At 30.8% G+C, this 24,859-nt stretch carries 19 protein-coding genes and 1 other annotated feature; of the genes, 6 read left to right on the top strand and 13 right to left on the bottom strand.

The annotated features are described in order from the left end of the window. Positions 1–47: 47 nt before the first annotated feature. The 7 genes from pseG to B3040_RS09505 form a co-directional block, all read right to left on the bottom strand. Positions 48–1,046 carry a UDP-2,4-diacetamido-2,4,6-trideoxy-beta-L-altropyranose hydrolase gene (pseG, locus tag B3040_RS09535; RefSeq protein ID WP_291572607.1) on the bottom strand — a complete coding sequence of 333 codons (999 nt, stop codon included), beginning with the start codon at positions 1,044–1,046 and terminating at the stop codon, positions 48–50. Between the two features lie 12 nt (positions 1,047–1,058). Next, positions 1,059–2,108 carry a pseudaminic acid synthase gene (pseI, locus tag B3040_RS09530; RefSeq protein ID WP_291572605.1) on the bottom strand — a complete coding sequence of 350 codons (1,050 nt, stop codon included), beginning with the start codon at positions 2,106–2,108 and terminating at the stop codon, positions 1,059–1,061. 10 nt (positions 2,109–2,118) lie between these two features. After that, positions 2,119–2,589: a GNAT family N-acetyltransferase gene (locus B3040_RS09525; RefSeq protein ID WP_291572603.1), complete on the bottom strand. Its 471-nt coding sequence runs from the start codon at positions 2,587–2,589 to the stop codon at positions 2,119–2,121. A gap of 17 nt (positions 2,590–2,606) precedes the next feature. Beyond that, complete coding sequence (locus tag B3040_RS09520) at positions 2,607–3,338, bottom strand: glycosyltransferase family protein (RefSeq protein WP_291572602.1); 732 nt, start codon at positions 3,336–3,338, stop codon at positions 2,607–2,609. Between the two features lie 8 nt (positions 3,339–3,346). Then, entirely contained in the window at positions 3,347–4,537 is a 1,191-nt protein-coding gene (gene pseC / locus B3040_RS09515) for a UDP-4-amino-4,6-dideoxy-N-acetyl-beta-L-altrosamine transaminase (RefSeq protein WP_291572599.1), read from the bottom strand. Positions 4,538–4,555: 18 nt separating this feature from the next. After that, positions 4,556–5,608 (bottom strand): UDP-N-acetylglucosamine 4,6-dehydratase (inverting), encoded by a 1,053-nt coding sequence (pseB, locus tag B3040_RS09510; RefSeq protein ID WP_291572597.1) that lies wholly within the window; start codon positions 5,606–5,608, stop codon positions 4,556–4,558. Positions 5,609–6,409: 801 nt separating this feature from the next. After that, positions 6,410–6,532, bottom strand: coding sequence for a hypothetical protein (locus tag B3040_RS09505; RefSeq protein ID WP_291572595.1), 123 nt, complete (start codon positions 6,530–6,532; stop codon positions 6,410–6,412). A gap of 138 nt (positions 6,533–6,670) precedes the next feature. Here B3040_RS09505 and B3040_RS09500 point away from each other — a divergent pair, with 138 nt between their 5' ends. Further along, a complete protein-coding gene (locus tag B3040_RS09500; RefSeq protein ID WP_291572593.1) occupies positions 6,671–7,489 on the top strand; it encodes a TIM barrel protein in 819 nt (272 codons plus the stop codon). Between the two features lie 378 nt (positions 7,490–7,867). On the opposite strand, the gene lysS is transcribed toward B3040_RS09500, so the two are convergent. The 5 genes from lysS to mnmH form a co-directional block, all read right to left on the bottom strand. Further along, entirely contained in the window at positions 7,868–9,388 is a 1,521-nt protein-coding gene (lysS, locus tag B3040_RS09495; RefSeq protein WP_291572590.1) for a lysine--tRNA ligase, read from the bottom strand. Positions 9,389–9,483: 95 nt separating this feature from the next. Continuing rightward, positions 9,484–9,748 (bottom strand) — a binding site (T-box leader). Positions 9,749–9,806: 58 nt separating this feature from the next. Beyond that, complete coding sequence (locus B3040_RS09490) at positions 9,807–11,114, bottom strand: M16 family metallopeptidase (protein ID WP_291572588.1); 1,308 nt, start codon at positions 11,112–11,114, stop codon at positions 9,807–9,809. A gap of 16 nt (positions 11,115–11,130) precedes the next feature. Beyond that, on the bottom strand, positions 11,131–14,049 hold the full coding sequence (locus tag B3040_RS09485) for a DNA topoisomerase IV subunit A (RefSeq protein ID WP_291572586.1): 2,919 nt from the start codon (positions 14,047–14,049) through the stop codon (positions 11,131–11,133). Between the two features lie 11 nt (positions 14,050–14,060). Then, a complete protein-coding gene (locus tag B3040_RS09480; RefSeq protein WP_291572584.1) occupies positions 14,061–16,016 on the bottom strand; it encodes a DNA gyrase/topoisomerase IV subunit B in 1,956 nt (651 codons plus the stop codon). A 111-nt stretch (positions 16,017–16,127) separates the two neighbouring features. Further along, positions 16,128–17,189 (bottom strand): tRNA 2-selenouridine(34) synthase MnmH, encoded by a 1,062-nt coding sequence (mnmH, locus tag B3040_RS09475; protein ID WP_291572582.1) that lies wholly within the window; start codon positions 17,187–17,189, stop codon positions 16,128–16,130. 513 nt (positions 17,190–17,702) lie between these two features. Between mnmH and B3040_RS09470 the strand changes: the two genes are divergently transcribed. Further along, entirely contained in the window at positions 17,703–19,517 is a 1,815-nt protein-coding gene (locus tag B3040_RS09470; protein WP_291572580.1) for a MutS-related protein, read from the top strand. A 142-nt stretch (positions 19,518–19,659) separates the two neighbouring features. Here B3040_RS09470 and B3040_RS09465 read toward each other — a convergent pair whose 3' ends face one another. Next, positions 19,660–20,631 (bottom strand): 2-hydroxyacid dehydrogenase, encoded by a 972-nt coding sequence (locus B3040_RS09465; protein ID WP_291572579.1) that lies wholly within the window; start codon positions 20,629–20,631, stop codon positions 19,660–19,662. 197 nt (positions 20,632–20,828) lie between these two features. Between B3040_RS09465 and B3040_RS09460 the strand changes: the two genes are divergently transcribed. The 4 genes from B3040_RS09460 (at position 20,829) to B3040_RS09445 (ending at position 24,668) form a co-directional block, all read left to right on the top strand. Next, positions 20,829–22,085: an MFS transporter gene (locus B3040_RS09460; RefSeq protein WP_291572577.1), complete on the top strand. Its 1,257-nt coding sequence runs from the start codon at positions 20,829–20,831 to the stop codon at positions 22,083–22,085. Positions 22,086–22,345: 260 nt separating this feature from the next. Then, complete coding sequence (locus tag B3040_RS09455) at positions 22,346–23,659, top strand: putative DNA modification/repair radical SAM protein (protein ID WP_291572575.1); 1,314 nt, start codon at positions 22,346–22,348, stop codon at positions 23,657–23,659. A gap of 15 nt (positions 23,660–23,674) precedes the next feature. Continuing rightward, positions 23,675–24,421 carry a TIGR03915 family putative DNA repair protein gene (locus B3040_RS09450; RefSeq protein WP_291572573.1) on the top strand — a complete coding sequence of 249 codons (747 nt, stop codon included), beginning with the start codon at positions 23,675–23,677 and terminating at the stop codon, positions 24,419–24,421. Positions 24,422–24,515: 94 nt separating this feature from the next. After that, a complete protein-coding gene (locus B3040_RS09445) occupies positions 24,516–24,668 on the top strand; it encodes a lmo0937 family membrane protein (RefSeq protein WP_017415582.1) in 153 nt (50 codons plus the stop codon). Positions 24,669–24,859: the final 191 nt, after the last annotated feature.

Here is a 24,859-nt window from a genome sequence, read left to right as displayed (position 1 = left end):
AACTAATCTACCAATACATCACTTGAAAGTCTATAAACATTATTATATTAATATATGTCCAGTAGTTCTTTAACTATATTGAATACACCTTTCTTATTAATATGCATTTTCTGTCTATCTACCATTTCTTTTCTAGCTTGAAACTGATTTGTAATATTATCAAATGCTTTAATAAGTCCACGAACACTTATATCATAGTACCATCCTACATTAACTAATATACCATATTCATTCATTACCTCTGCTATAGCCTCTTGATTTTGAACAGTTACAACTCCAATTGTTGGTATTCCTATGGAAGCTAATTCATATACAGTACTGCTACACGATGATATAGCTACATCACATATGCCCATTACTTCGCTCATTATTGGATTTTCATACAGATTTATATTATCAAAGTTTTCATATTTTGTTCTCAAGTCCTCCTTGCTATTGAAGGCTGATCCAATTATTACATGAAAGTTATAATCTTTATTATGTAAAGATTTAAGTATATAATCAGTTACTCTGTTAGGATCTGCGCCACCCATAGTTATGAGTATATTTTTAACTTCTTTATTAATTTTTTTTTGAGGAGCATCTCTAAATTCTTCTCTTAGCATAGTAAAATTGCTACCTAATAAAAGTCTGCAATCTTTATTAGTATTATACCTAAACCTATCGGCACCTAGATTTTGATTAATAATAAAATTCACATCAAATTTGTATAAGTTCATATCATCAATATAGACTGTTTTGCTAAAAAAGCACTTTGTTATTTGAAAATATTTTTCATCCACATCATAACTATCCGTAATAAGCATATCTGCCTCAATTTCAATTAATTCATTTAAGAGATTTTCTTCCGAAACTTGAATTACTTTAAACATCTCTTGCTTTATTTTTTCAATACCATCAATATATTTACTTTTATTTACTTTTGAAGTTCTACATACAAAAAAAACTTCATTAGTTTTAGCGAGTTCTCTCGCTAAAACTAATGCTCTCATAATATGCCCCATTCCAATATTGGTGCCACCATCAACTCTAAAAATTATCTTCATAGTATCTCCTCCTTACTCAATAAAATCCCAACTAAGTGGAGTACCTTTTTGTAAATCCTCTTTTGATATTTTGCCAATTATCTCATCTAAATATTTGGGGTGTAACCCATACGATGGTCTTATAGATCTAACATTCTCTTCTGTAAAGGATTCCCCTGCTTTAATATCCTTAACAACAAATAGAGATCTTGCAAATTCTCTGTTTGTTTTAGATTTCTCACTTAGATTATAATTAACTATACCTAATGCTTTTTCAGTATTTCTAATTGCTGTTACCATGTCTTTTAGCTCATTAGGTTCAAGAGAAAATGCTGCATCAGGACCTCCATCAGCTCTATTTAATGTAACATGCTTTTCAATAACTTTAGCACCTAATGCTACTGCTGCAATTGGTATTTCTATGCCTAAACTATGATCAGAAAGTCCACTGACTACACCAAATGTTTCTGATAAACTTTTTATCATTCTTAAATTCATTTCCTCATACGGTGCTGGATAGGCACTTGTGCACTTTAATAAAATAATTTTATCATTGCCAGCCTTTTTACATGCATTTACGGCATTTTCAATATCACTTAAAGTTGCAACTCCTGTAGAAATTATGATTGGCTTGTTTTTGGAAGCTATATATTCTATTAAAGGTATATCAGTTATCTCAAAAGAAGCTATCTTATAACACTCTACATTCATATCTTCTAAAAAATCTACTGATGATTTGTCAAATGGAGATGAAAAACATGCTAACCCATATTCTTCAGCAATTTCTTTTAGTTTTGGTTGCCATTCCCAAGGAGTATATGCCTCCTTGTATAAATCATATAATGTCTTACCGTCCCATAGTGTCCCTTGGCTTATTTGAAAATGTTTATTATCGCAGTCTATTGTTATAGTGTCAGCGGTATACGTTTGAAGCTTAATAGCATTTACCCCAGCTTCAGCGCATTGCTTTATAAGTTCTACTGCATTTTCAAAGCTTCCATTGTGATTTGCTGACATCTCTGCAATTATGTAACAAGTGGTATCTCCCGATATTGATTTTCCGTTTATACTTATCTCATTCATAGGCGCCTCCTTATAATGTTTTTTTATAAAAAAGTTTATCCCTGATTACTTTCTCTTCATATCCTAATTTTTTAAATATTTTTTGTGAAGCAATGTTATTATGTTTTACTTCTGCGTGTAACTGCTTTAGTTTCATATGCTGTTTTTCTATTTTATGTTCTAGCAATTTGATTATCTTAAAGCCGTAGCCTCTTTCTCTAAAATTACTACATATACTATAACTTATTATTCCATTACCATTTACTATATCTATTCGTATAAGACCAACATCATGATTATCTATGGTTAGTATAAACATACAACAAGCTTTGTCATTTAGCTTACTTCTAAACCATCTTACATGGTCTTCGTATTTAATCCTACTTGTGGAAAAAGAATTACGCCTAACTTCCATATCATTTGTCCACTGATAAAGAAGGTCACAATCTCTTTCATCAACCTCTCTAAGAGTTCCGTAATCAGTATTTGAAAATGTATTCATATAAAAATCTCCTACTTTTAAAATTGCTTCTGCTGTATGTGAGAATTAAAGTATTGTAATTCACTATATTTTTCATATAAACACAGTATATCATTCATATTAAAGTCTGGATTTATTTCATATAATCTTTCATATATAAATGTTATTAGTTCATAATCTTCTTGTGTATCTAGTGTCCATCGATAGTCTGAATAACTCTTATCATTTTTATACTGAAAAATTTTAAATTCAGATGGATTACCCCAAATATAAGGCGTTACATGTTCCCTCTCTCTAGAGTTCTGAGCGTTAAGGAAGGATTTTTCAAGAGCTTTATAACTAAACACTTCTGTATCCAACCCTCTAGGAAATGTTCTATCTATTGTATTGCTAACATAGTCATATTCATCAGCTCTGTCTATAAAAAATTGTATAATATTTTCAGTTACACAATGATCAATCAAAGGACAATCACTAGTAACTCTCACAACAATATCAGCATCATTTTCTTTTGCTGCAAAGTAATATCTTGATAAAACATCATCCTCTGAACCTCTAAAATATTTGATTCCAAGTCTATTTGCTTCCTCTACAATGGGATCATCTTGTTTTTTACTAGTAGTAGCTATAACTATTTCATTTATATTTTTAACATTTTTTAGTCTATCTATATCATGCTCTAAAACCGATTTGCCACATATTTGCTTTAAAACTTTCCCTGGCAATCTAGACGAACCTGTTCTTGCTTGGATTATACATACAACTTTCACCTTGTTCCCTACTTTCTAAAATAATTAATAACTTTCTTTACAGCTGTTATAACATCATTTATATCTTGTTCTGTCATTGTTGGGAATAGCGGAAGCGTTATTATTCTCTCATATATGTATTCTGCATTTGGGCAAAGACCTCTCTCATAACCTAGTTTTTTATAATATGGATGTAGGTAAACTGGTAAATAATGAACATTCACCCCTATATTCTCACTTCTTAAAGCTTCAAAAATTTCTTTTCTTGAGCATGAGAGCTTTTCTAATTCTAATTGTAAAATGTAAATATGGTGACCTGAGTTTGAATAAGAGGGCTCAAATGGAATAATAACTCCATCTAAATTCTTAAATACACTATTATATACTTTAACTATATCTTTTCTTCTATTAATAAACTCATCAACCTTTTTCATTTGATTGGTACCTAATGCACATTGAATATCTGTTATTCTATAATTGTAGCCCAAATCAAGCTGTTCATAATACCATGGTCCTTCATTTTTTGTCATTAGATTTAAATCTCTTGTTATTCCGTGAGACCTAAAAAGTATCATCTTATTATATAGTTCTACATCGTTAGTTACTACAACTCCACCTTCACCTGTGGTTATTGTCTTTACAGGATGAAAACTAAATTCGGTCATATGTGCTTGAGTACCTACCTTTTTAGACTTGTACTCACTTCCTAAAGAATGCGCTCCATCTTCAATCACTATTAAATTATATTTTTCAGCTATTTCTACTATTCTATCCATATCAACTGGTTGTCCTGTTAAATCCACAGCTATTATTGCTTTTGTTCTATCTGTTACCTTACGTTCTATATCATCACTATCTATGTTATATGTTTTTGGATTTATATCGGCAAATACTGGAGTTCCCCCACAGTATAAAACACAATTTGCTGAAGCAGCAAAAGTAATTGCAGAAACTATAACTTCATCTCCTTCTCTTATCCCAGCTGCATGACAAGCCATATGTAATGCTGCTGTCCCATTAGAAACAGCAACTGCATACTTTGCACCTACATAATTAGCAACAACTCTTTCAAACTTTGCCACATTTGGTCCTGTAGTTAAATAATCACTTTTTAGAGTTTCTACTACTGAATTTATATCATCTTCATCAATAGTTTGTTTCCCATATGGTAACAAACTATTTCTAACAGGTATTCCACCATTTATTGCTAAATTATTCATAATATTTACTCCTTATAATTATTTAGTTATAACCACTTCAGATAAATTACTATTTTTGTAGGCATCGTATAATCCTAATCTATACATCTCTCTCCTTAAATCTTCAACCGTTAACCATTCATTATTATTTCCAGAATTATATTCATATCCATTTTGTATAACTTTTCCACCTTCTGTAAAATGAGTTTTAAAGTTCCACCACTCAAAATGAGGATATATTATATAGTGCTTTTCATATTCGTAAGTTGTTCTTGAATCATCCCTTGTTATCATTACTTCATGTAATTTTTCTCCTTCTCTAATACCAATTTCATTTATTTTAACATCATTAAGCATAGCCTTTGCTAAATCTGATATTCTAAAAGATGGTATTTTAGATATATAGGTTTCTCCACCTTTTGCCTCTCCAAGTGCCTTAAGAACTAAATTTACACCTTCTTCTAGTGAGATCCAAAATCTTGTCATATTCACATCAGTAATTGGTAGCTCTTTGTGCCCTTGTTCAATTAATGAACTGAAAAATGGTATTACTGAACCTCTACTTCCTGCCACATTTCCATATCTCACTACTGAAAATATAGTTCCCTTATCTGCTGCGTAAGCATTTGCAGAAATAAACAATTTATCTGAAACTAACTTTGTGCCACCATATAAATTTATTGGATTTACAGCTTTATCTGTAGATAATGCAACAACCTTTTTGACGTTTCTATCAATTGCAGCATCAATAACATTTTGTGCTCCATGTATATTTGTTTTTATGGCTTCGAAAGGATTATATTCACAAGCTGGTACTTGTTTCATTGCTGCTGCATGGATAACATAATCAACTCCATCAAAGGCTCTATATAATCTATCTAAATCTCTAACATCACCTATGAAGAACCGTAACTTATTAAATTTATCTGGATATTTAGCTGAAAATTCTTTTCTCATTAAATCTTGTTTAAATTCGTCTCTTGAGTATATTATTATCTTTTTAGGATTATATTCACTTAAAATCATTTTGGTAAATTCTTTTCCAAATGATCCGGTACCTCCTGTTATTAATATCGTTGAATTATTTAACATTCTGCTTCTTCCTTTCACTTTATAATTACTACAAATTTTGTATTTGTCTAGTTTAGATATAAGGATTTATATTTAACTCACTCACTGTTCTAGTATATATTAACCATTAACATTATCGAATAAAAAAACTACTAATTTAGATAACCTATAATTAATATGTCAAGCTAGCAATGCTAGGTGAAAAGAATATGATAGAGCTTAACAAGAATTTTACCATAATAATAAAAAACATAAAAGATTCTATTACTGACTCTTGTGACTATCAGATTTTTATAAAAAGCTGTATTTTGTGATAGTTTCTGAGATACTGCTCCTATGGAATCCTTTTATGGTAAACTTAAATAAGAATAGCTCTATGAAAAGCACTTGAAAACTCGCGATGAAACTAGAGTAGTTGTATTTAAATATATTAAGATATCTTAACAACAGTCAAAAAACATACCACTAAGGTATTTAAATCCTAAAACTCAAAATACACTAATGAACTCAAAGATAACTAACCTTTTATAAAATTACCAGTAAACTCACCAACTCTTAATTCGCAAGTGAATTTATGGAATTCACTAAAGGCCTATTTTTTAACTAATGAACATTCATCTGTCAAGGGACTTTTTTATGCATTTGCAGCATCTGTGCAAAACTTAATGTAAATACCTCAATCGACTATTCGGTTATTAATGCCAAAAACTTAGACTTTTACTATGGGTACCTATGTGATTTTATCAGATAGAAATTTAAATTTTCATTTAAAATCTCAAATACATAGTAACACGGTTTTTTGAATCTTTATAAATCAATTCCCTAACCTCTAAGTAGATAAAGTAGTTTAACCTTTGCATAGAAACCTATTTTGTTAATAGCACTAAGTTGTGTTATACTTTCTGTAGTCATGTTTTCCCTTTCTATTTCAGCGCTATTTCTCACTTACTTTCATGACTATAAGCTTACAAAATTAAAATTTATTTTATTCCTAATCATAGGTCTTAAGAAACTAAATTAATCTCATAGATAGATTAATTATAACTTTTGTTCACGATAAAATAATTGTAGAGGTGATTTACTATGGATAGATTATTATTTGGTATTTCTGGGCTTCCCCTGGGTAATGAAAATACTAAATTTGTTTATAAAACTGGAATACCTTATTTAAAAAACTTAGGACTAGATGCTATGGAACTTCCTTTTGTACGTTCTGTTAATATAACTGATAAGAATAAAAACGAGGTTTTAAAAGCTAAAGAGGATAATTCATTCTATCTTTCTGCCCACGGTTCCTATTTTATAAATCTCAATGCTGATGAAGAGGAAAAGCAACTTCAATCTCTTGAACGGATAATAAAAGGAGCAGAAGGTCTATCAAAGGTTGGTGGTAGAAGCTTAATTTTTCATCCGGGCTTTTATCTTAAAGATTCCAAAGAAGAAACCTTTAATACTATTGAAGAAAATTTAAGAAAACTTCCATACTTAGGAGTAGATTATAGGCTTGAAACCACCGGCAAGGGTACCCAGTTCGGTTCTCTTGAGGAATTGGTAGAGCTTTGTAAAAGAGTTCCCAATGTTAAACTTTGCATAGATTTTTCCCATTTGCATGCAAGGTATAATGGAGCCTTAAAAAGTTATGATGATTTTGCTAGAATTCTATCCTATGTAGGAGATAATTTAGGTATGGAGGCTTTAGAGGATTTACATGTACATATGTCTGGTATAAATTACGGTGCTAAAGGAGAGAAAAATCATCTTCCTTTTGAAGAAAGTGATTTTAACTATAGAGCTTGCATAGAAGCTTTTAAAAACTTCAATGTTAAAGGCTGCATCATTTGCGAAAGTCCAATACTAGAAAATGACTCATTATTAATTAAAAATTATTATGAAGCCTTATAATCTAATTGCTTTCGTCTGATAATTTCATTAACAATTATATAAATGGTTGTATTAATATTAAAACTTAATAATTAATATAAAAAATGCCAAGGATAAGTAGAGAACTAGTTCCTCTATTATCCTTGGCATTTTTATTTTTGTAAAGCTGCTAATGAAAACCAATAATCCTATTAGTAACTTCTTAATTTTTAGAGTTTCCTATAAAATTCATGATAATATGATAATCCAACAAAATTAACTATCACCAATAATCTATAACTTTCACCACAATATATAGTGCGTTTTTTATATTTATTACTACTACACTCAGCTGAAAAATCAATATTAAATACCTACTGTGATTTAATCATAATACTTATCTCATAAACAAAATGCTAACTATCTCTTCACAAGTGGAAATGCAATAACATCTTTTATAGAATTTGCACCTGTTAAAAACATTACCATTCTATCAATTCCAATACCTAAGCCTCCTGCTGGTGGCATACCTACATCAATTGCCACTGCAAATTCTTCATCCATTGGACTGGCTGTCTCTAATCCTGCTCTAAGTTTTTCAGCTTGTTCATGAAGAAGTATTCTTTGTCTTAATGGATCATTTAACTCTGAATACGCATTACCAAGCTCTACTCCAAAGGCATAGGGTTCAAACCTTTCAATTAATTCTGGGTTTTCTCTGTGGACTTTGCATAAAGGAGAAGATTCAATTGGAAAATCAATTACAAAAGTTGGTTCTATTAATTTTTCTTCACAATACTTTTCAAATAATATCATAATCAATTCTCCTTTTGAAGCTTCTTCTACCACAAATCCTTCTATTATAGCTTCATTAAGCAGGCCATTTGAATTAATACATTGAATTATCTCTTCCTTAGAGCTGTTTTCAACATCAAAATTAATCTCTTTTTTAACTAGATCACACATTCTTTCTTTTTTCCAAGGGGCTTTAAAATCGATTTCTACTCCATCATAGGATGCCTTAGTGGTTCCATTTACTTTTGTGAAAGTGTGTTCATAGATATTTTCCATAAGCCTCATCATATCTCTGTAATCAGCGTAGGCCATATAGCACTCAAAAAGTGAAAATTCTGGGTAATGGGTTCTATCTATACCTTCATTTCTGAAAGATCTACCAAGGGTATAAACTCTTTCAATACCTCCTACCATAAGTCTCTTTAAATAAAGCTCTGGTGAAACATTCATGAAAACTTCACAGCCTAGTGCATTTACATTAGTGATGAAAGGCTTAGCCTCTCCTCCACCATATTTTGTATCTAAAATTGGTGTTTCCATTTCCATGAAACCTAGGCTATCCATATACTCTCTAAGAGCAAACATAGCTTTAGATCTTTTAATAAACCTTTCTCTAACCTCATCATTCATAATCATATCTAGTGAACGATGTCTCTGCCTTAAATCCATATCTTGTATTCCATGATACTTTTCAGGCAAGGGTCTAATAGATTTTGATAAAACAGTAATAGTCTTTGCCTTAATAGTAATTTCATCCGTTTTTGTTCTAAAAACGGTACCTGAAACCCCAATAATATCACCTACATCTACAAGCTTTAATATTTCATAAATTTCAATACCTAGAGAACCTTCATGAAAATATACTTGTATTTGTCCACTTTGGTCTTGTAGGTTTAGAAAGGTTACCTTTCCCATTCTTCTTAAAAGCATTATTCTTCCTGCTAATACAAACTCCTCATCACTACCTAGATTTTCAAAATTATCTAGTATAAAGCTGCTATGAGTTGTGGCATTAAAAGAATATGGATAAGGATTTATACCTTTTTCCACCATTCCATTTACTTTTTTGATTCTTTCAACCATAAACTCATTACTATCTTCCATTATATTTCTTAAATTATTTAACTCTTCATAGCTATTGTACATCTATGATACCACCTTTCAAATTGCTAAAATTCTCCTTAAAACCTTTTAGTTTGTAAAATTGAAAATAAAAAAACTCCCACCCCCAAGACTTAAGTCTTGGGGACGAGAGCTACTTACTTCGTGGTACCACCCCAGTTCGTTAACATGTCACCATATTAACCTTTTCAAGTACGGCTTTGATAAAAAGATTATACTCTAGCTCTATAACGGGAGCTCCCGTTACATCATCCACTTAACTAAGTTAAGGTTCAATGCACAACTCCGAGGCTTTTTTCAATAGATAACTTTTCACTTCCTCTCAGCAACAGAAGCTCTCTGTAGAAAAATTTGGCTATTTACTCTTCTCATCATGGTTTTTAATTGTTTAAAATATTTTATAATGTTTAACATTCTTTGTCAATAGATTTATTAAAACATTCTACTCTGATATAACAATTTGAACTGCTGGACTAACCAAGGCTTTTTTTGCTACCCTCAAAATTTCTTCCCCTTTTGGTAGAATTTCAAATTCAAATTCTCGTAATAATTTCTCACAGTTATTATACATAATTTCATAAACTGCTAAATTCATTGATAACACTATAGATTTCTCTAGATTTAAAGTTCTCTTTAATTTTTGTGACTTAGCTAACTTTTTAACTCTCTCTTCAGTAAATAATTCTTTAGCTTCTTTAATCTCAGAAAGCTTTTCATTAATTAAGCTTATGGCAATTTCTACATTTTCCTTAGAAGTTCCTAAAGTTATTGTATAGAGCTTAATGCCCTTTTCATTTTTTATCTTTCCACCTATATCATATACAAGGCCTCTGTTTGTTCTTATTTCATCATATAAAAGGCAGCTAGTACCTTCTCCAAAAACTTCATTAAAAATCCTTAAAAGGGTTACTTCCTCTTCGGTTAAATAGTGTATAGGAAAAATATACTGAATTTTAGCTCCACTAAGATTTGAGCTCTTTTTAAAATATATTCCTTCATTTGGATTTTCATAAAGTGGTTTAAGCTCTTTTTCTTTAGACTTTTCTATAGCCTCACTACTTTGAGGCTGATAAGTTCTATCATAAACTTCCACATTCTTAGCTTCTTCATTAAATTGCATTTCTATTTTTCTCCAAGAAGCAAATCTTTCCTCAATCTGTTTAATTACTTCTTCACAATCCAAAGAAGTTACTACAGAAATTACGGTGTTATTTGGAGTGTAATATTTGTTATAAAACCCTCTAACATCTTCTAAAGTAAAACTTCTAAGCATAGATTCTTTCCCAATTATTAGTTCTTTAATTCTTCTCTCTTTAAAAGCATTAAAGAATAATAAATCTTCACAATGCTGAGATAAATCCTCACTCCACTCCTTAAGTTCCTCAATAATAACCTGAATTTCCTCTTTAAACCCTTCTTCTCTAAAGGCTGGATTTGTAATGATATCACTATAAATCTCAAAGGCAGTATTAAAATCCTCATTTAAGCAAGTTCCATAATATACAACGTAGGGATAGTTTGTCATTGCATTGTGAAAGCCAAAAACCTCATCGCATATATTATTTATTTCTTTTTCTGATCTGGTTTTTGTTCCCTTAAAAACTAGATGCTCTACCGTATGGGCAAGACCTAGTTCACCCTCTTGCTCTACATTAGCCCCCGCCTCTAATCCTATGGTAAAGGATGTAATATTCCCAGGAATACTTTCATATAAGACTTTTATTCCATTTTCTAATATAACCCTTTTCATACTCAAACTCTACTTTCTATATGATTTCAACTTGTTCAACACAGTCATCATTTGAGAATAACATAACATTCTTTCCTCTTCCTGCTCTGTTTTGAACAGGTATATGACTTATTTCCAAAGTTTTCTCTTCACCCTTTATAGTATTTAATCTTAAAGTACCTTCATATTTATCTATGCATAAATCCTTTAAAGAGTTCGAATTTACTGGTATTTCACTGGCTATCAGTGCTCCAAATAAAACTTCGTCATCATCTTTTAAGCTGATGGCAGTTACTCCAGCTGCATTTCTTCCCATTGGATTTACTGTGGTACTTGCAAATCTTATACACATTGCTTTCTTTGTTACTACTACTAAATCACTACGATTTTCTTCTAAATAAACAGAAATTACCTTATCCTCACTACCCTTTAACTTGCAAGCTACTCCGTAATCAAAATCGCTGCTAAACTCGGTACTACTTGTCTTTTTCACCATTCCCTTAGAAGTAACAAAATAAAATCCTTCTGTTTCTCTATAGTTTATAACTGAAATCATACTAACTATAGGATCTTCTTTATGGAAATTCTCTAAAATTTCATGAATATCTACACCTTTTTTATCAATATTTTGAATCAAATTAGCTTTAATTTTATGCACATTTCCTTTTGTAGTAAAGAATAATAAATCACTTGTGGAAGTTGCTATAGTTATGAGCTTTTCATTGCTTTTTCTATTGCTGCACCTTAAAATACCTTTTCCATTTAAAGTAACGTAAAACTCTCTATAATTAAACTCCTCTACATACTCAATACTAATAACTTCATCCTGGCTTACTAGCTTAAATAATTGCTTTCCAATTACAGTTCTGTCTAAAGACTGAAGTTCTGGTTCCTCAGTAGTGAAGTTTAACCCCTTTCGAGTATTAACATTAATAAACTTACCTTCTCTATCACTTGTGACTAAATCTGCCTTTACCAGAGTTTCATCTTCCTTTAGCTTAATTCCTAAAAGCTTACTATAGTTAGTGTTAAACCTACTTAATTCTGTTTTCTTAATTAATCCCTTAGAAGTGAAAAATAATATATCTCTACTTAACTCAAAGGATTCTATAGAGTAGGCTGAAATAATATTTTCTTCAGCTAAATCTAAACCTTTGAATATTGTATCTATCCTTTCCCCTCTTTCTTTCCATTTAAACTCCGGAATATTCACACCCTTTGCTTGATACATATTCCCTTTGCTAGTAAAGAAAATTATAGTATCCTTGGTGTTTCCTTCGATTAAAAACTTATTGAAATCTCCTTCCCTATGATCAATATCTTCAACATTTTGTGAAGTTCGATTAAAGGACTTTAAAGGAGTTCTTTTGATATACCCTTCATTTGATAAGGTTATTACTACATCTTCTTCTATAATAAGCTCCTCTAATTCAATTTTAGCTTCACTATCATCCTCTACAATAGCAGTTCTTCTTGGATCATCATAGCTTTCTTTAATTTGGAGCATTTCCTTTTTAATAACCTTTAGAAGTTCTTTTTCGCTTTCTAAAATTTTATTTAACTTTTTAATAGTTGTTTCAAGCTCTTTATACTCCTTTTGAAATACATTTATCTCCAGCCCTGTTAATCTATATAGCATCATTTCAAGAATGGCTTCAGCTTGAAGTTCACTAAATCCAAATTCGTTTATTAAATTAGTATTTGCATCTTTTTTAGACTTAGATCCTCTTATAGTAGCTAAAATTTCATCCAAAATGTCAATAGCTTTAATAAAACCTTGAACAATATGGAACCTTTTTTCAGCAGTTTCCAGTTCTTTTTTTGTTCTTCTAGTAACTATTTCTTTTTGATGTTCTACATAATAATGAAGTAAGGCTTTAAGCCCCATTGTTCTGGGCTTTCCATTAGCTAAAGCCACCATATTAAAAGATATATTACATTGAAGCTCAGTTCTTTTATATAAGTATTTTAAAACCTTATTTACACCATCTTCATTTGCACTTTTCTTAAATTCAATAACTGCTCTTATTCCATTTCGATCGGATTCATCTCTGATATCTGCTATGGTTTCTAAAGCCTTTGCGTGTTTTTTATCTCCAGTCATATCAGAAATTGCTTGAAGAAGTTTTGCTTTGTTTTTTCTATAAGGAAACTCAGTTATAACTATACCAAGTCTTCCATTTTCTAAAGTTTCAATGTTTGTTTTAGCTCTTAAGGTTACTTTTCCTTCCCCAGTTTCGTAAGCAGAAATCATCGAGTTTTTTCCAATTAGTATTCCACCAGTTGGAAGGTCTGGTCCCTTTATATAATTCATTAACTCCTTTGTAGTTATTTCTGGATTATCTGCTAATGCAAGTGAAGCATCAATAACTTCTCCTAAGTTATGGGGAGGAATGTTAGTAGCTAGTCCTACTGCAATACCAAAGGCTCCATTTACAAGAAGATTAGGGTATCTAGAGGGCAGTACTGAGGGTTCTTTTTCTGAGTCAGAGTAGTTATTTACCATATCCACTACATCCTTATCAATATCCCTTAGCATTTCTAATGCAATATTAGACAATCTCGCCTCGGTATAACGCATAGCTGCTGCGCTATCCCCATCTATACTTCCCCAGTTACCATGTCCATCAATAAGGGGCTTTCTTGTACTAAAATCTTGAGCTAAAATTACCATGGCATCATAAACAGAAGTGTCTCCATGAGGATGGTACTTACCAAGAATATCCCCAACAATTCTGGCTGACTTATAATATGGTTTATCTGGAAAGGCCTTAAGCATATAGGCTCCATAAAGAATTCTTCTATGAACTGGCTTCATTCCATCTCTCACATCTGGAAGAGCTCTATCCTTTGATACTTCCACAGCATAAGGAAGGTAGTTATCCGGCATAGCTTCATCAATAGAAACATTAATTATATTATTATCAACAGGTATATTGTCCTTTTTTTTAGCCATTTTTTTCCCTCCTAAAACTCAGCATATTTGTACATATAATTTTTTCTTGGTTCTACCACATCTCCCATAAGCAGAGATATCATTTTCTCTGCCTTTGCAGCATCCTCAATTGTTACCCTTTGGAGAGTTCTTGTTTCTGGATTTAAAGTGGTTTGCCAAAGTTGTTCTGGGTTCATCTCTCCAAGTCCTTTATATCTTTGAATGAGAGCCCCTTTACCAATTTCCTTTTTTACTGCTTCTAATTCTTCATCACTGTAAGCATACCTAGCTATCTCTCCATTTTTAGTAGTTTTGTACACTTTATAAAGTGGAGGAAGTGCCATATATAAGTGACCATTTTGAATTAAAGATCTCATATATCTATAAATATAAGTCATCCATAGAGTCCTAATATGGTAGCCATCTACATCTGCATCACTCATTATTATTATCTTTCCGTATTTAAGTTCTTCTTCTTTGTAATTATCAAGTACACCCGTTCCAATAGCAGCATTAAATATTTTAAGTTCTTCACTAGCTAGTACATTTTCAAGTTTTTGCTTTTCTGTATTCATTATCTTACCTTTAGAAGGCATTATAGTCTGAAATCTTCTATCCCTAGCTTGTTTTGCAGAGCCTCCTGCAGAATCTCCCTCAACCACAATAAACTCAGTAAATTCAGGATTCTTTAGAGTACATACTGCTATTTTCCCTGCTAGTGGTGCCGTACCATTTCCTATTTTTTTTCTTTCCGCTTCATTTATTTTTTTTATTTTATCTCTTCTAGCTGCAGCAGAAAGAGCATTATTTATAAGAACTGTAGCAATATCCTTATTATCTTCTATCCATTCACCAAATTTAATATAACAAAGTTCATTCATCATAGAGTAGGCTTCCACATTACCAAGCTTTGTTTTAGTTTGACCTTCAAACATAGGATTACTGATTTTAACTTTAACTATAGCAGTCATTCCCTCTCTTAAATCGTCACCCTCGAACTCCTTATCTTTTTCTTTAATAAGATTTAGTTTCTTACTCCACTCTTTAAAAGCTCTAGTCATTCCTGTTTTAAACCCAGTTTCATGAGTCCCTGATTCTGTAGTTGGTATATTATTTACATAGCTTGCAATATTTTCAGTGGTAGAATCAGTAAATTGAACGCAAATTTCTCCTTCAACTTTTATTCCATTAACTTCTCTTTCTCCACCAAATAAAACTGGCTCCTTATGAAGTACGGTCTTACTTTCATTAAGATAGTCTATAAAATCTAAAAGCCCTCTTTCTGAATAATAGTTTTTTTCAACTGCTTCACTTTTTCTTAAGTCCTTTAAAACTAAGGTAATTCCTTTGTTTTGAAAAGCTAACTCTTGAAGCCTTTGGTCTATAATTTCAAATTTAAAATCTACGTTACTAAAAACTTCACTATCAGGATGAAAAGTTACCTTTGTCCCTGTTTTCCTTGTATTACCAATAACTTCAAGTGGTGTCACAGGAGTTCCTGGCATTTTTCTTTTTAATTCCTTATCATAGGCATGCTCAAATCTTTGCTTAAAAATGTTTCCCTTTTGATAAACCTCTACTTCAAGCCATGAAGATAGAGCATTAACTACGGCAGCTCCAACACCATGAAGTCCTCCTGAGGTTTTATAATTAGAGTTATTAAATTTACCACCAGTGTGAAGTTCTGTGTAAACCATCTCTACCCCAGATTTTTTCTTAATAGGGTGAATTCCTGTTGGTATTCCTCTTCCATTGTCTATAACTGTTACAGTTTTATCTTTATTTAAAATTATTTCTGCTTTATCTCCATAGCCATTTGTAAGTTCATCAATGGCATTATCTAAAATTTCCCAAATGCAATGGTGAAGACCTTTGCTTCCTGTAGAACCTATGTACATTCCTGGTCTAACTCTTACTGGTTCTAGCTTTTCAAGAGAAGTTAAATCTGTCACTTCATAGCTTGAGTTTTTATTTTCATTACCTTGCATAATATTCCTCCTAAAAATAGAGTTACAAACCTTATTTTATAATTTAATTTGAAGATAGTAAAGAGAAAAAAATAAAAAACAGAAACAAGCGTTCTGTTTTTTATTTTTTAGTTATTCTGTACAGGCAACACAGGCTTCTTTATCCTGTTCAGAATGCTTATCTATAAAACTTTCTAAAGCTTTTGCAGCTTCTTCAATATTACTAACCATTAGTTTAAAATCATAGTCATACTTATCAGAGCTATGCATATAAAGAGGATCATAATATTTTACCATTAACTCTTTAACTACTTCATCATACTCTTCTTGCCTTACTTTCTCACAGTACTCTTCTATATTCTTTTCACTAATATGTTTTTTTAACTTTAAAAGAGCTTCACAAATTTCCTCTTTGCAATTTTCCATCTTGGTATATTCTTTTACAATAATGTCTTTTCTAAATTCAATGTCAGCATCTACAAATACATGGATGCCTTCTTTCATTTTATTATGGATATATTCTGGTATAACTACCCTACCTATCCTTCTACTTTCAGCTTCTACAAATACATACTTTCCTTTAACTCCATTTAACTCCTCATAAACATTAGATTCAAATTGTTTTTGAGAAGTAGTTTCTCCAAGTCCCACAGATCCTAATAAAGAACCCCTATGGTTTGCACATCCCTCTAAATCAAGGACATTATATCCATGGTCTCTCAGTTTTTTCAAAATTTCAGTTTTTCCAACCCCAGTATTGCCATGAAGTACTACATATTCTACCTTATGATTTAGTTCTGGTAGCTCTTCAGTAATAAAAGCTCTGTAGCCCTTATATCCATCTTTAATTCTCTCAACCCTTGAACCAAGAGCTCCTAAGAGTTCTGCAATGGATCCACTTCTCATTCCACCACGAGCACAAAATAATACTACCTTATTATATTGTTTTTCTAATTGATTTACCCTATCGTATATTTCTGGCAACTTTTTAGCAACAATGTCTACCCCAATTTTTTTTGCCTTTTCAGTACTTTCTCTTGTATATATTGTTCCGATGCTAGCTCTTTCCTCATCATCAAATAAGGGTATATTAATTGCACCATTAATTGTAGAATCCTTATACTCTCCTGGACTTCTTACATCTACAAGTACATAATTACCTTTCAATTCTTTATATTCAACGGTATTTGCCATGCTTATTCCTCCAACAATTAAACTATCCAAAAATACTATTATAAATATCAATAACTTCTAACTTATTTATTTTATATCCTAATAAGTACTGTGTCAAATTTCTCTCTACATTTTGAAGTATATACAATTTTTGCAGTTAAATATACATTTACTTACATTTTCTTATTAATGTGTTGTATAATAATATGAAGTAAGGAATCTGAAAATAAATAACAAGTGAAAGATGTGAAGTATAACACAAAATAGATGAGGATACTGTCTTATTTATTTTGTGAAAATGCCTAATATATATCATTAATAGTGCAGTTTAAAGTTAAGGTTTTTAATATAAAGCAATGAAAGGATAGAAAGTTAAATTTATGTTCATTAGACTTCACTACTATAAATCTGATTTTAAGGATAAGTTTATAAATTAAGGTTTATTGTTCCACTTTCTTTATCATAAAATTAACAACTACCATGTAGTTACCTTTAAATGTGACTAATAATTAAAAATGAAATTGGAGGGAATTTATGAGTTCAGTTTTAAAATCTAGTAATAGGATCTATGAAAATAGGCTTAATAAATTTATTAAAATCAAAAAGACTAAAACACAATTAAGTAACTTTTACAGTGGCATAAGGCTTCTATACTTTTTACTGTGCATTATAGTTTTTATATTTTCATATAAGATATCAAACTACAATTTAACTCTTTTTTCTATAGCAGTTTTTATCCTAGGGTTTTTCTATATTTCAAAAAAACACAGTTTAATTAAAAAGTTCTTATTAAAAGTTAATAACCTTATAAGTCTTAATGAAACTGCTATTAAAAGAGTTACTGGTAATTTCAAAGACTTTTATGATGGGAGCGACTTAAGAGAGGAAGCTCCAATGTACAGCGAGGATTTGGATATACTAGGCAAAAACTCATTATTTCAAAGAATATCTTCAGCTATAACACCACTTGGAAAAAAAAGATTTAGTGATGAGCTTTGTGGCAAGATAAGCTTCACCATAGCTGAGACTAAAAGTAGACAAGAGGCTATTGAAGAACTAAGCAAAGCACTTCATTTTTGCCAAGGTCTTTTGTCTGAAGGAATGATTAAGGATAAAGAATTTGCCAGTCCTGATGATTTGATTAGGTGGAGCTTAGAAATTGACGAAAGATTTCTCAACCCCTATATTAAACCTTTCAGCACTTTTATAACAACCTTAATTATTTCCTCTCTATTACTTCCTTTTCTCTTAAGTGGATTCACCTTTACTCTAGCTAAGTTATCCATTGCCATAAGTATACTTCTTTTGCTTATTAACATTAAAAATATAAACACTTCCTTACACAAAGTGTTTAAGTACAAAGAGGATATAGAAGGTTATTCTAATATGATATCCTATATAGAAAAAACTAAGTTTAAAAGTCATTATTTAAATCATCTTCAAAAAAAACTTAAGGTTAATAGTGATAAATCTACCACTTATATAATTAATCAATTAAATAGTATTGTAGGTAAAATCTCTGATAGAAATAATATGTTTTACTTTCCCTTAAATATCCTATTCCTATGGGATTACAGGATTTGTTATGAGCTAGAAAAATTTAAAAAACTATACGGGAAAAACCTTAAAGCTATGATAGAAATCATAGGGGAATTTGAAGCCCTTATAAGCTTAAGCAATATAAACAGAGATAATCCTAACTGGTGTGTTCCTACCTTTGAAGAAAGAGAACTAATAATTAAAGCTGAAAACCTAGGTCATCCACTTCTTGGGAAAGGTTCAGTGTCGAATACTATTACCATAGATCATAATCATAGCATAGCTCTTATTACAGGCTCCAACATGGCTGGAAAAAGTACAATGCTAAGAACTCTTGGAATCAACTTAGTTTTAGCTTATGTAGGAGCTAAAGTTAGAGCTAATAATTTTACCTGTAGCAAGCTAACTATTTTAACTTGCATGAGAACCAGCGATAATTTAGAAGAAAGTATCTCTTCCTTCTATGCTGAAATATTAAGAATAAAGACTCTTATTGATTTCACTAACAAGGGAGAAAAGGTATTCTTTTTATTAGATGAAATTTTTAAAGGAACTAACTCTATTGATAGACATACTGGTGCAAAGATACTAATCAATCAACTGAGCAAAAAAAGCACCTTGGGTATGGTGTCCACCCATGACCTAGAGTTAGGGGATCTTTATAAGGATAATCCTAAAGTGAAAAATTATCACTTTAAGGAATACTATAAAGATAATAAAATCTTCTTTGATTATAAGTTACGACAAGGGGTAAGTGATACTCGAAATGCAATTTATCTAATGAAGATGGCGGGGATAGAAATAGGCTAAGGTTTTTTCATTATTTTATCACCTTATTTAATCTTAAAAATTTGATTTTAAAAGGCTAAAACACTTATTACATAGAATTAAGCGTTTTAGCCTCTTTATATTCTTGTTTTACTTATATTTTTTTAATTCCCAATAGTATCTACTATTTTTTAAATTCCTTAACCATAGTTGGCGGCATTTCACCCTTAAGTGCTTTAACCATGTTTTCTGCTGCTAACATTGCCATCTCATCACGGGTTTTACCAGTGGCAGATCCAATATGAGGTAATACCACCACATTATCCATCTTTAATAGTGGATTATTTACATCTACAGGCTCCTTGTAAAACACATCAAGACCAGCGCCAAAGATTTTTTTGTTACTTAAAGCATTAATTAAAGCTTCTTCATTAACAGTTTGGCCTCTAGATCCATTTATAAAAATGGCAGTTTCCTTCATCATATCAAATTCCTTATAACCAATAAGTTCTTTGGTATCTTCGGTTAAAGGAGTCATCAGCACGATAAAATCTGACTTTCTTAAAACTTCCTCTAAGGAACAATATTTTGCTCCAAGTTCTTTTTCTGCTTGAGGTTTTCTAGTTCTGTTATGGTAAAGAATATCCATGCCAAACCCAAATTTACCCCTTGTAGCCACTGCTTCACCTATATTTCCCATGCCTATGATCCCAAGGGTAGCTCCATGGACATCTAATCCAAAATGAGTTTTTTCAATGTCCTTCTCCCAGTTACCTTGTCTTACATATTTGTCTAATTCAACTACTCTTCTTGATGTAGCTAAGATAAGTGCAAAAATTAAGTCTGCCACTGTATCATCTAACACATAAGGAGTGTTAGTTCCTACAACTCCCCTTTTTTTCATTTCTTCAATATTAAAATTATCATAGCCAACTGATAAATTGCTCACAACCTTTAGCTTAGGTGCTGCACTTAATAGTTCTTCATCAATTTTATGACCAAATACTATTAATCCATCAACATCCTTAACATTTTCTAATAGTTTATCTCTTGTGATTTTCGAATCTCCATTCCATATTTGGTATTCACAATATTTACCTATATATTCTTCAACATATTTAGGAATTGGATTTGCTATATATACCTTATTTTTCATGGTTTCCTCCAGATTTGTATATTATTCTAAAAATATTATACAATATAATATAGTGATTATTAAACCTATTTATAATCTTTTATTTTATTTTACACTTTTTTAATTAAATATATGATTAATTTTGAAATTTCACAGAGGTATAAAGCGAAATAATTTTCTTAAAGGTTCAAATTGTTATGAAATTAGAGGTATTTACTATGAAAAAATATAAAGAGTTTCTTCTTCAATATTCTAATCTTCCTAGAGGGGTTTATATGCTGTTTATTACTAATATGATTACTAAGCTAGGAAATTTTGTTATCCCCTTTTTGACCTTATATCTTACTAAAGGTTTAAACTTTCCTCCTGATAAGGTTGGTTTTCTAATTATGATTGGTGCAGGATTTTATATTCCTGGTTCTCTAATTGGTGGTAGAATTGCAGATCACCACGGTAGGAAATACTTAGTTATTTTAAGTCAGCTAGCTGCTGCCCTATGTTTTATACCTTGTGTTATAAATCCTTACTCCATATATTCTGCTTACTTTATTTTTGGATTTATATTTTTTGGTGCAGTTACAGAACCTGGTTATATAGCTCTTATTTCTGATTTCACTTCAAAGAAAAATAGAAATGAGGTTTTCTCTCTTCTATACATTGGATCTAATGTAGGTACTGCCATTGGAGCAGTATTAGCAGGATATTTATTTAATGAATATATAAGATACATTTTTATTGGAAACATCATAGCAATAATAATATCTGTGACCTTAGTTCAGGTCTTCATTGACGAGACTTATAAGAAAGGAGAACTGCATAGTTCTAGCTTAGATTTAGACTTAGATGAAAATGAAAAAGCAACGGACTCTGGATTTATTAAGGCATTTCTATCTAGACCAATCCTCATTGCTTTTTCCTTAACCTGTATAATTTTTTCTTTTACCCATGCTCAGTGCTTATTTGTTATTCCACTTCAAACCTCTGAACTCTTTGGGAATGCTGGTTCTAAGGTTTTCGGATATGTAATTACAGTTAACTCTATTGTAGTAGTTACTTTAACTACCTTTGTTACTACCATCACTAAAAGATTTCCTCCTCTTGTGAACATAACTTTAGGGGGAGTGATGTATTTTATCGGCTTTGGCATGCTTTATTTTGTAGCTACACCAATATTATTCATAGTTTCTTCAGTAATATGGAGTATTGGGGAAATCTTAGTTTATACTAATCAGTCTATCTTTATTATAAGTCAAACTCCTATTAGTCATAGAGGCAGGTTTAATGCTGTGCTTCCCTTAATTACTGGAGCAGGTAGAGCTGTAGGTCCTGCAATTATGGGTAAATTTATAGCTTTAACAGAAATTAAAGCTGCTTGGCTTTTAATTATGGTTCTCATATCCCTTGCTTCAATGATAATGTATTTTCTTCAACTACCTTCAAAGAGGATTTTTAGAAAAAACTTTAAAACTGAATAGAAACTACTAGGTATGTATTTAAAATTAACTTATAGATAATCTGTAAGTGATTTTCAGTTTTTTATCTTATTTATTTAAAGTCATATATTTAAATCATCCTAAGGATTAATTAATAGCTTGTAAGATAAGCTGTAGTTTTTTGATGACTATAAGTAATTTGCTCTAAAGATTAAATAGCACTAAAAAACTTACATTTTGTAGTGTTATACGAACATTTGTGCTATAATATACTTATTAAATTAATTTACGAGGTTAATATTATGGAATTAATTGAAAAGCTAAGAATTTTATCTGATGCTGCCAAATATGATGTTTCCTGCTCTTCAAGCGGAAGTAAGAGAAAAAACACTAACAATGGAATAGGCAATTCTCATTCTAGTGGTATTTGCCATAGTTTCACTCCTGATGGCAGATGTATATCTCTTCTTAAAATTCTTTTAACTAATTATTGTATCTATGACTGTGCTTACTGTATAAACAGGCTTAATAATGATGTTGAAAGAGCTGCTTTTTCACCAGAAGAAGTGGTAGACTTAACAATGAATTTTTATAAGCGAAACTATATTGAAGGTTTATTTTTAAGTTCAGCAGTTTTTAAAAATCCTAATTATACCATGGAACTATTAGTGAAAATCTTAAAGTCCCTTAGACTTAATCATAAATTTAATGGATACATACATGTAAAAGCAATTCCTGGTGCAGATGACTATTTAATTAAGGAGGCTGGCCTATATGCTGATAGGATGAGTGTAAATATTGAACTTCCATCATCTCAAGGTTTAAAGCTTCTTGCACCACAAAAATCTAAGGAGAGTATTATAAAACCAATGTCTCTTATAAATAAAGAGATATCTACCTCCCTAGATAATCATAAAGTCTTTAAGAAAGCCCCCCTTTTTGTACCTGGCGGACAAAGCACTCAACTTATTGTGGGTGCTACTGCTGATACTGATTACAATATTTTAAAGCTTTCTGAGGGGTTATATAATAAATTTTCTCTTAAAAGAGTGTACTATTCAGCCTATGTACCTATTAATACTAATAAAAATTTACCTACCATCAAGCATCCACCACTTGTAAGAGAGAATAGGTTATATCAAGCTGATTGGCTTTTACGGTATTATGGCTTTAGTGCTGATGAATTACTTAATGAACACTCACCCAACTTTCATGAAGATTTAGACCCTAAAACTAGTTATGCCTTAAATAATTTAAATGATTTTCCAGTAGAGATTAATACAGCTTCCTATGAGAAACTCTTAAGAGTTCCTGGTATTGGAGTTCGTTCAGCTAAAAGAATTGTTATTACAAGGAAAGTTCAGTTTTTAAACTTTAATGATATTAAAAAATTAGGCGTAGTTATGAAAAGAGCACAATACTTTATAACCTGTAGAGGGAAATATTATGGAGATGTTAACTTTGAAAAAGAAAAAATTGAAAGTAAACTCATTCATAAAGCAATTATTTCCCCTTCTCCTCTTCAGAATGATTATGAACAACTTTCTTTATTTACTGCCCTTCCTGCAGTGGTATCAACAAAGGATAAATTAAGTGCTCTTATAGGAGAAATATAATTTGTAGGTGATGGTATGATAATTTATGTTTTTGATGGTTCCTTTGAAGGATTTCTTACAGCTATATATGATAGCTATTATAGTCACAAACCAACTAAAATAATTTCTAGAGATAATTATGATAGTTCCTTAAATTTAATTGACGAATTTATCAACATAGATACAGATGAGTTGAAAAGTAATAAAGTTAATACTGCTATAAAAAAAGATTTTTCTAAAGCTTCTCTTATTCACATATATAACTGTACTTTAAGTTCTTATGAAGATATCTATACCCTGCTTTATAAGTTTATTGTCCTGGGATTTAAACTAAAGAAAGAATTGGATTCCCACTTACACAATGACATTGTTATAGAAGTTTTAAAAATAAGTAGAAAGGTTTCATTAGAAAGTCACCGATTCTTGGGGTTTATACGTTTTAAAAATCTTCAAGAAAATTTTTATTATAGCTCTATTGAACCTGATCATAATATTCTTCCACTTATTGGTTCACACTTTTCAAGTAGATTTAAAAATCAACATTTTATTATACACGATATTAAAAGACAAATTGCTATATTTAGCACTAATGGCAAATGGATAATTGGAGACTTCACAAATAGTGATGGTAAGAATTTGTTAAACCACAACAAAGACAACCTATATGCTGATCTTTGGAGAACTTATTTTGACTCCACTACCATTAAAGAACGAACAAACACTAAGCTTCAAAAACGTATGATGCCTAGCCGCTATTGGAATCAACTTACTGAAATAGAATAAAAAATACTTAACTGTAAATACTATAAATACCCTTAAATTTATATTAATTTTTATCCATGCAAAATCTGAAGGGTTGAGATAAGGAGGTATTTTTATGGGATTTCTAAGATGGCTAGGTGGAATAGTTTTCGCATTTTGGTTAATTGGATTTTTCTTTAATTTCTTTGGTACAGCTATTCATATTTTATTAATAGCTGCAGTTGTAATTTTCCTAATTGACTTGATATTTGGAAGAAAAAGAGTATAAAAGAATGTGCCAACATAAAGATATGTTGGCACATTTTTGCTCTATTAATCTTGTATTGTCTGTAAAGACATAAATTCAACAATTGGTTATAATTAAAAGTTGTGTACATGGTTCATGCACGCAACTTTTTTTACATTGTTTGTTATTATTTTTCCTTCTCAACTTTAAAAGTTGAGTTTAAAAGCTTAATA

The sequence above is a fragment of the Clostridium sp. UBA4548 genome, assembly GCF_002387895.1.
GTDB lineage: Bacteria > Bacillota > Clostridia > Clostridiales > Clostridiaceae > Clostridium_J.
The sequence above is the reverse complement of the archived record's forward strand: the minus strand, read 5'-3'. Positions and strand labels throughout refer to the sequence as shown.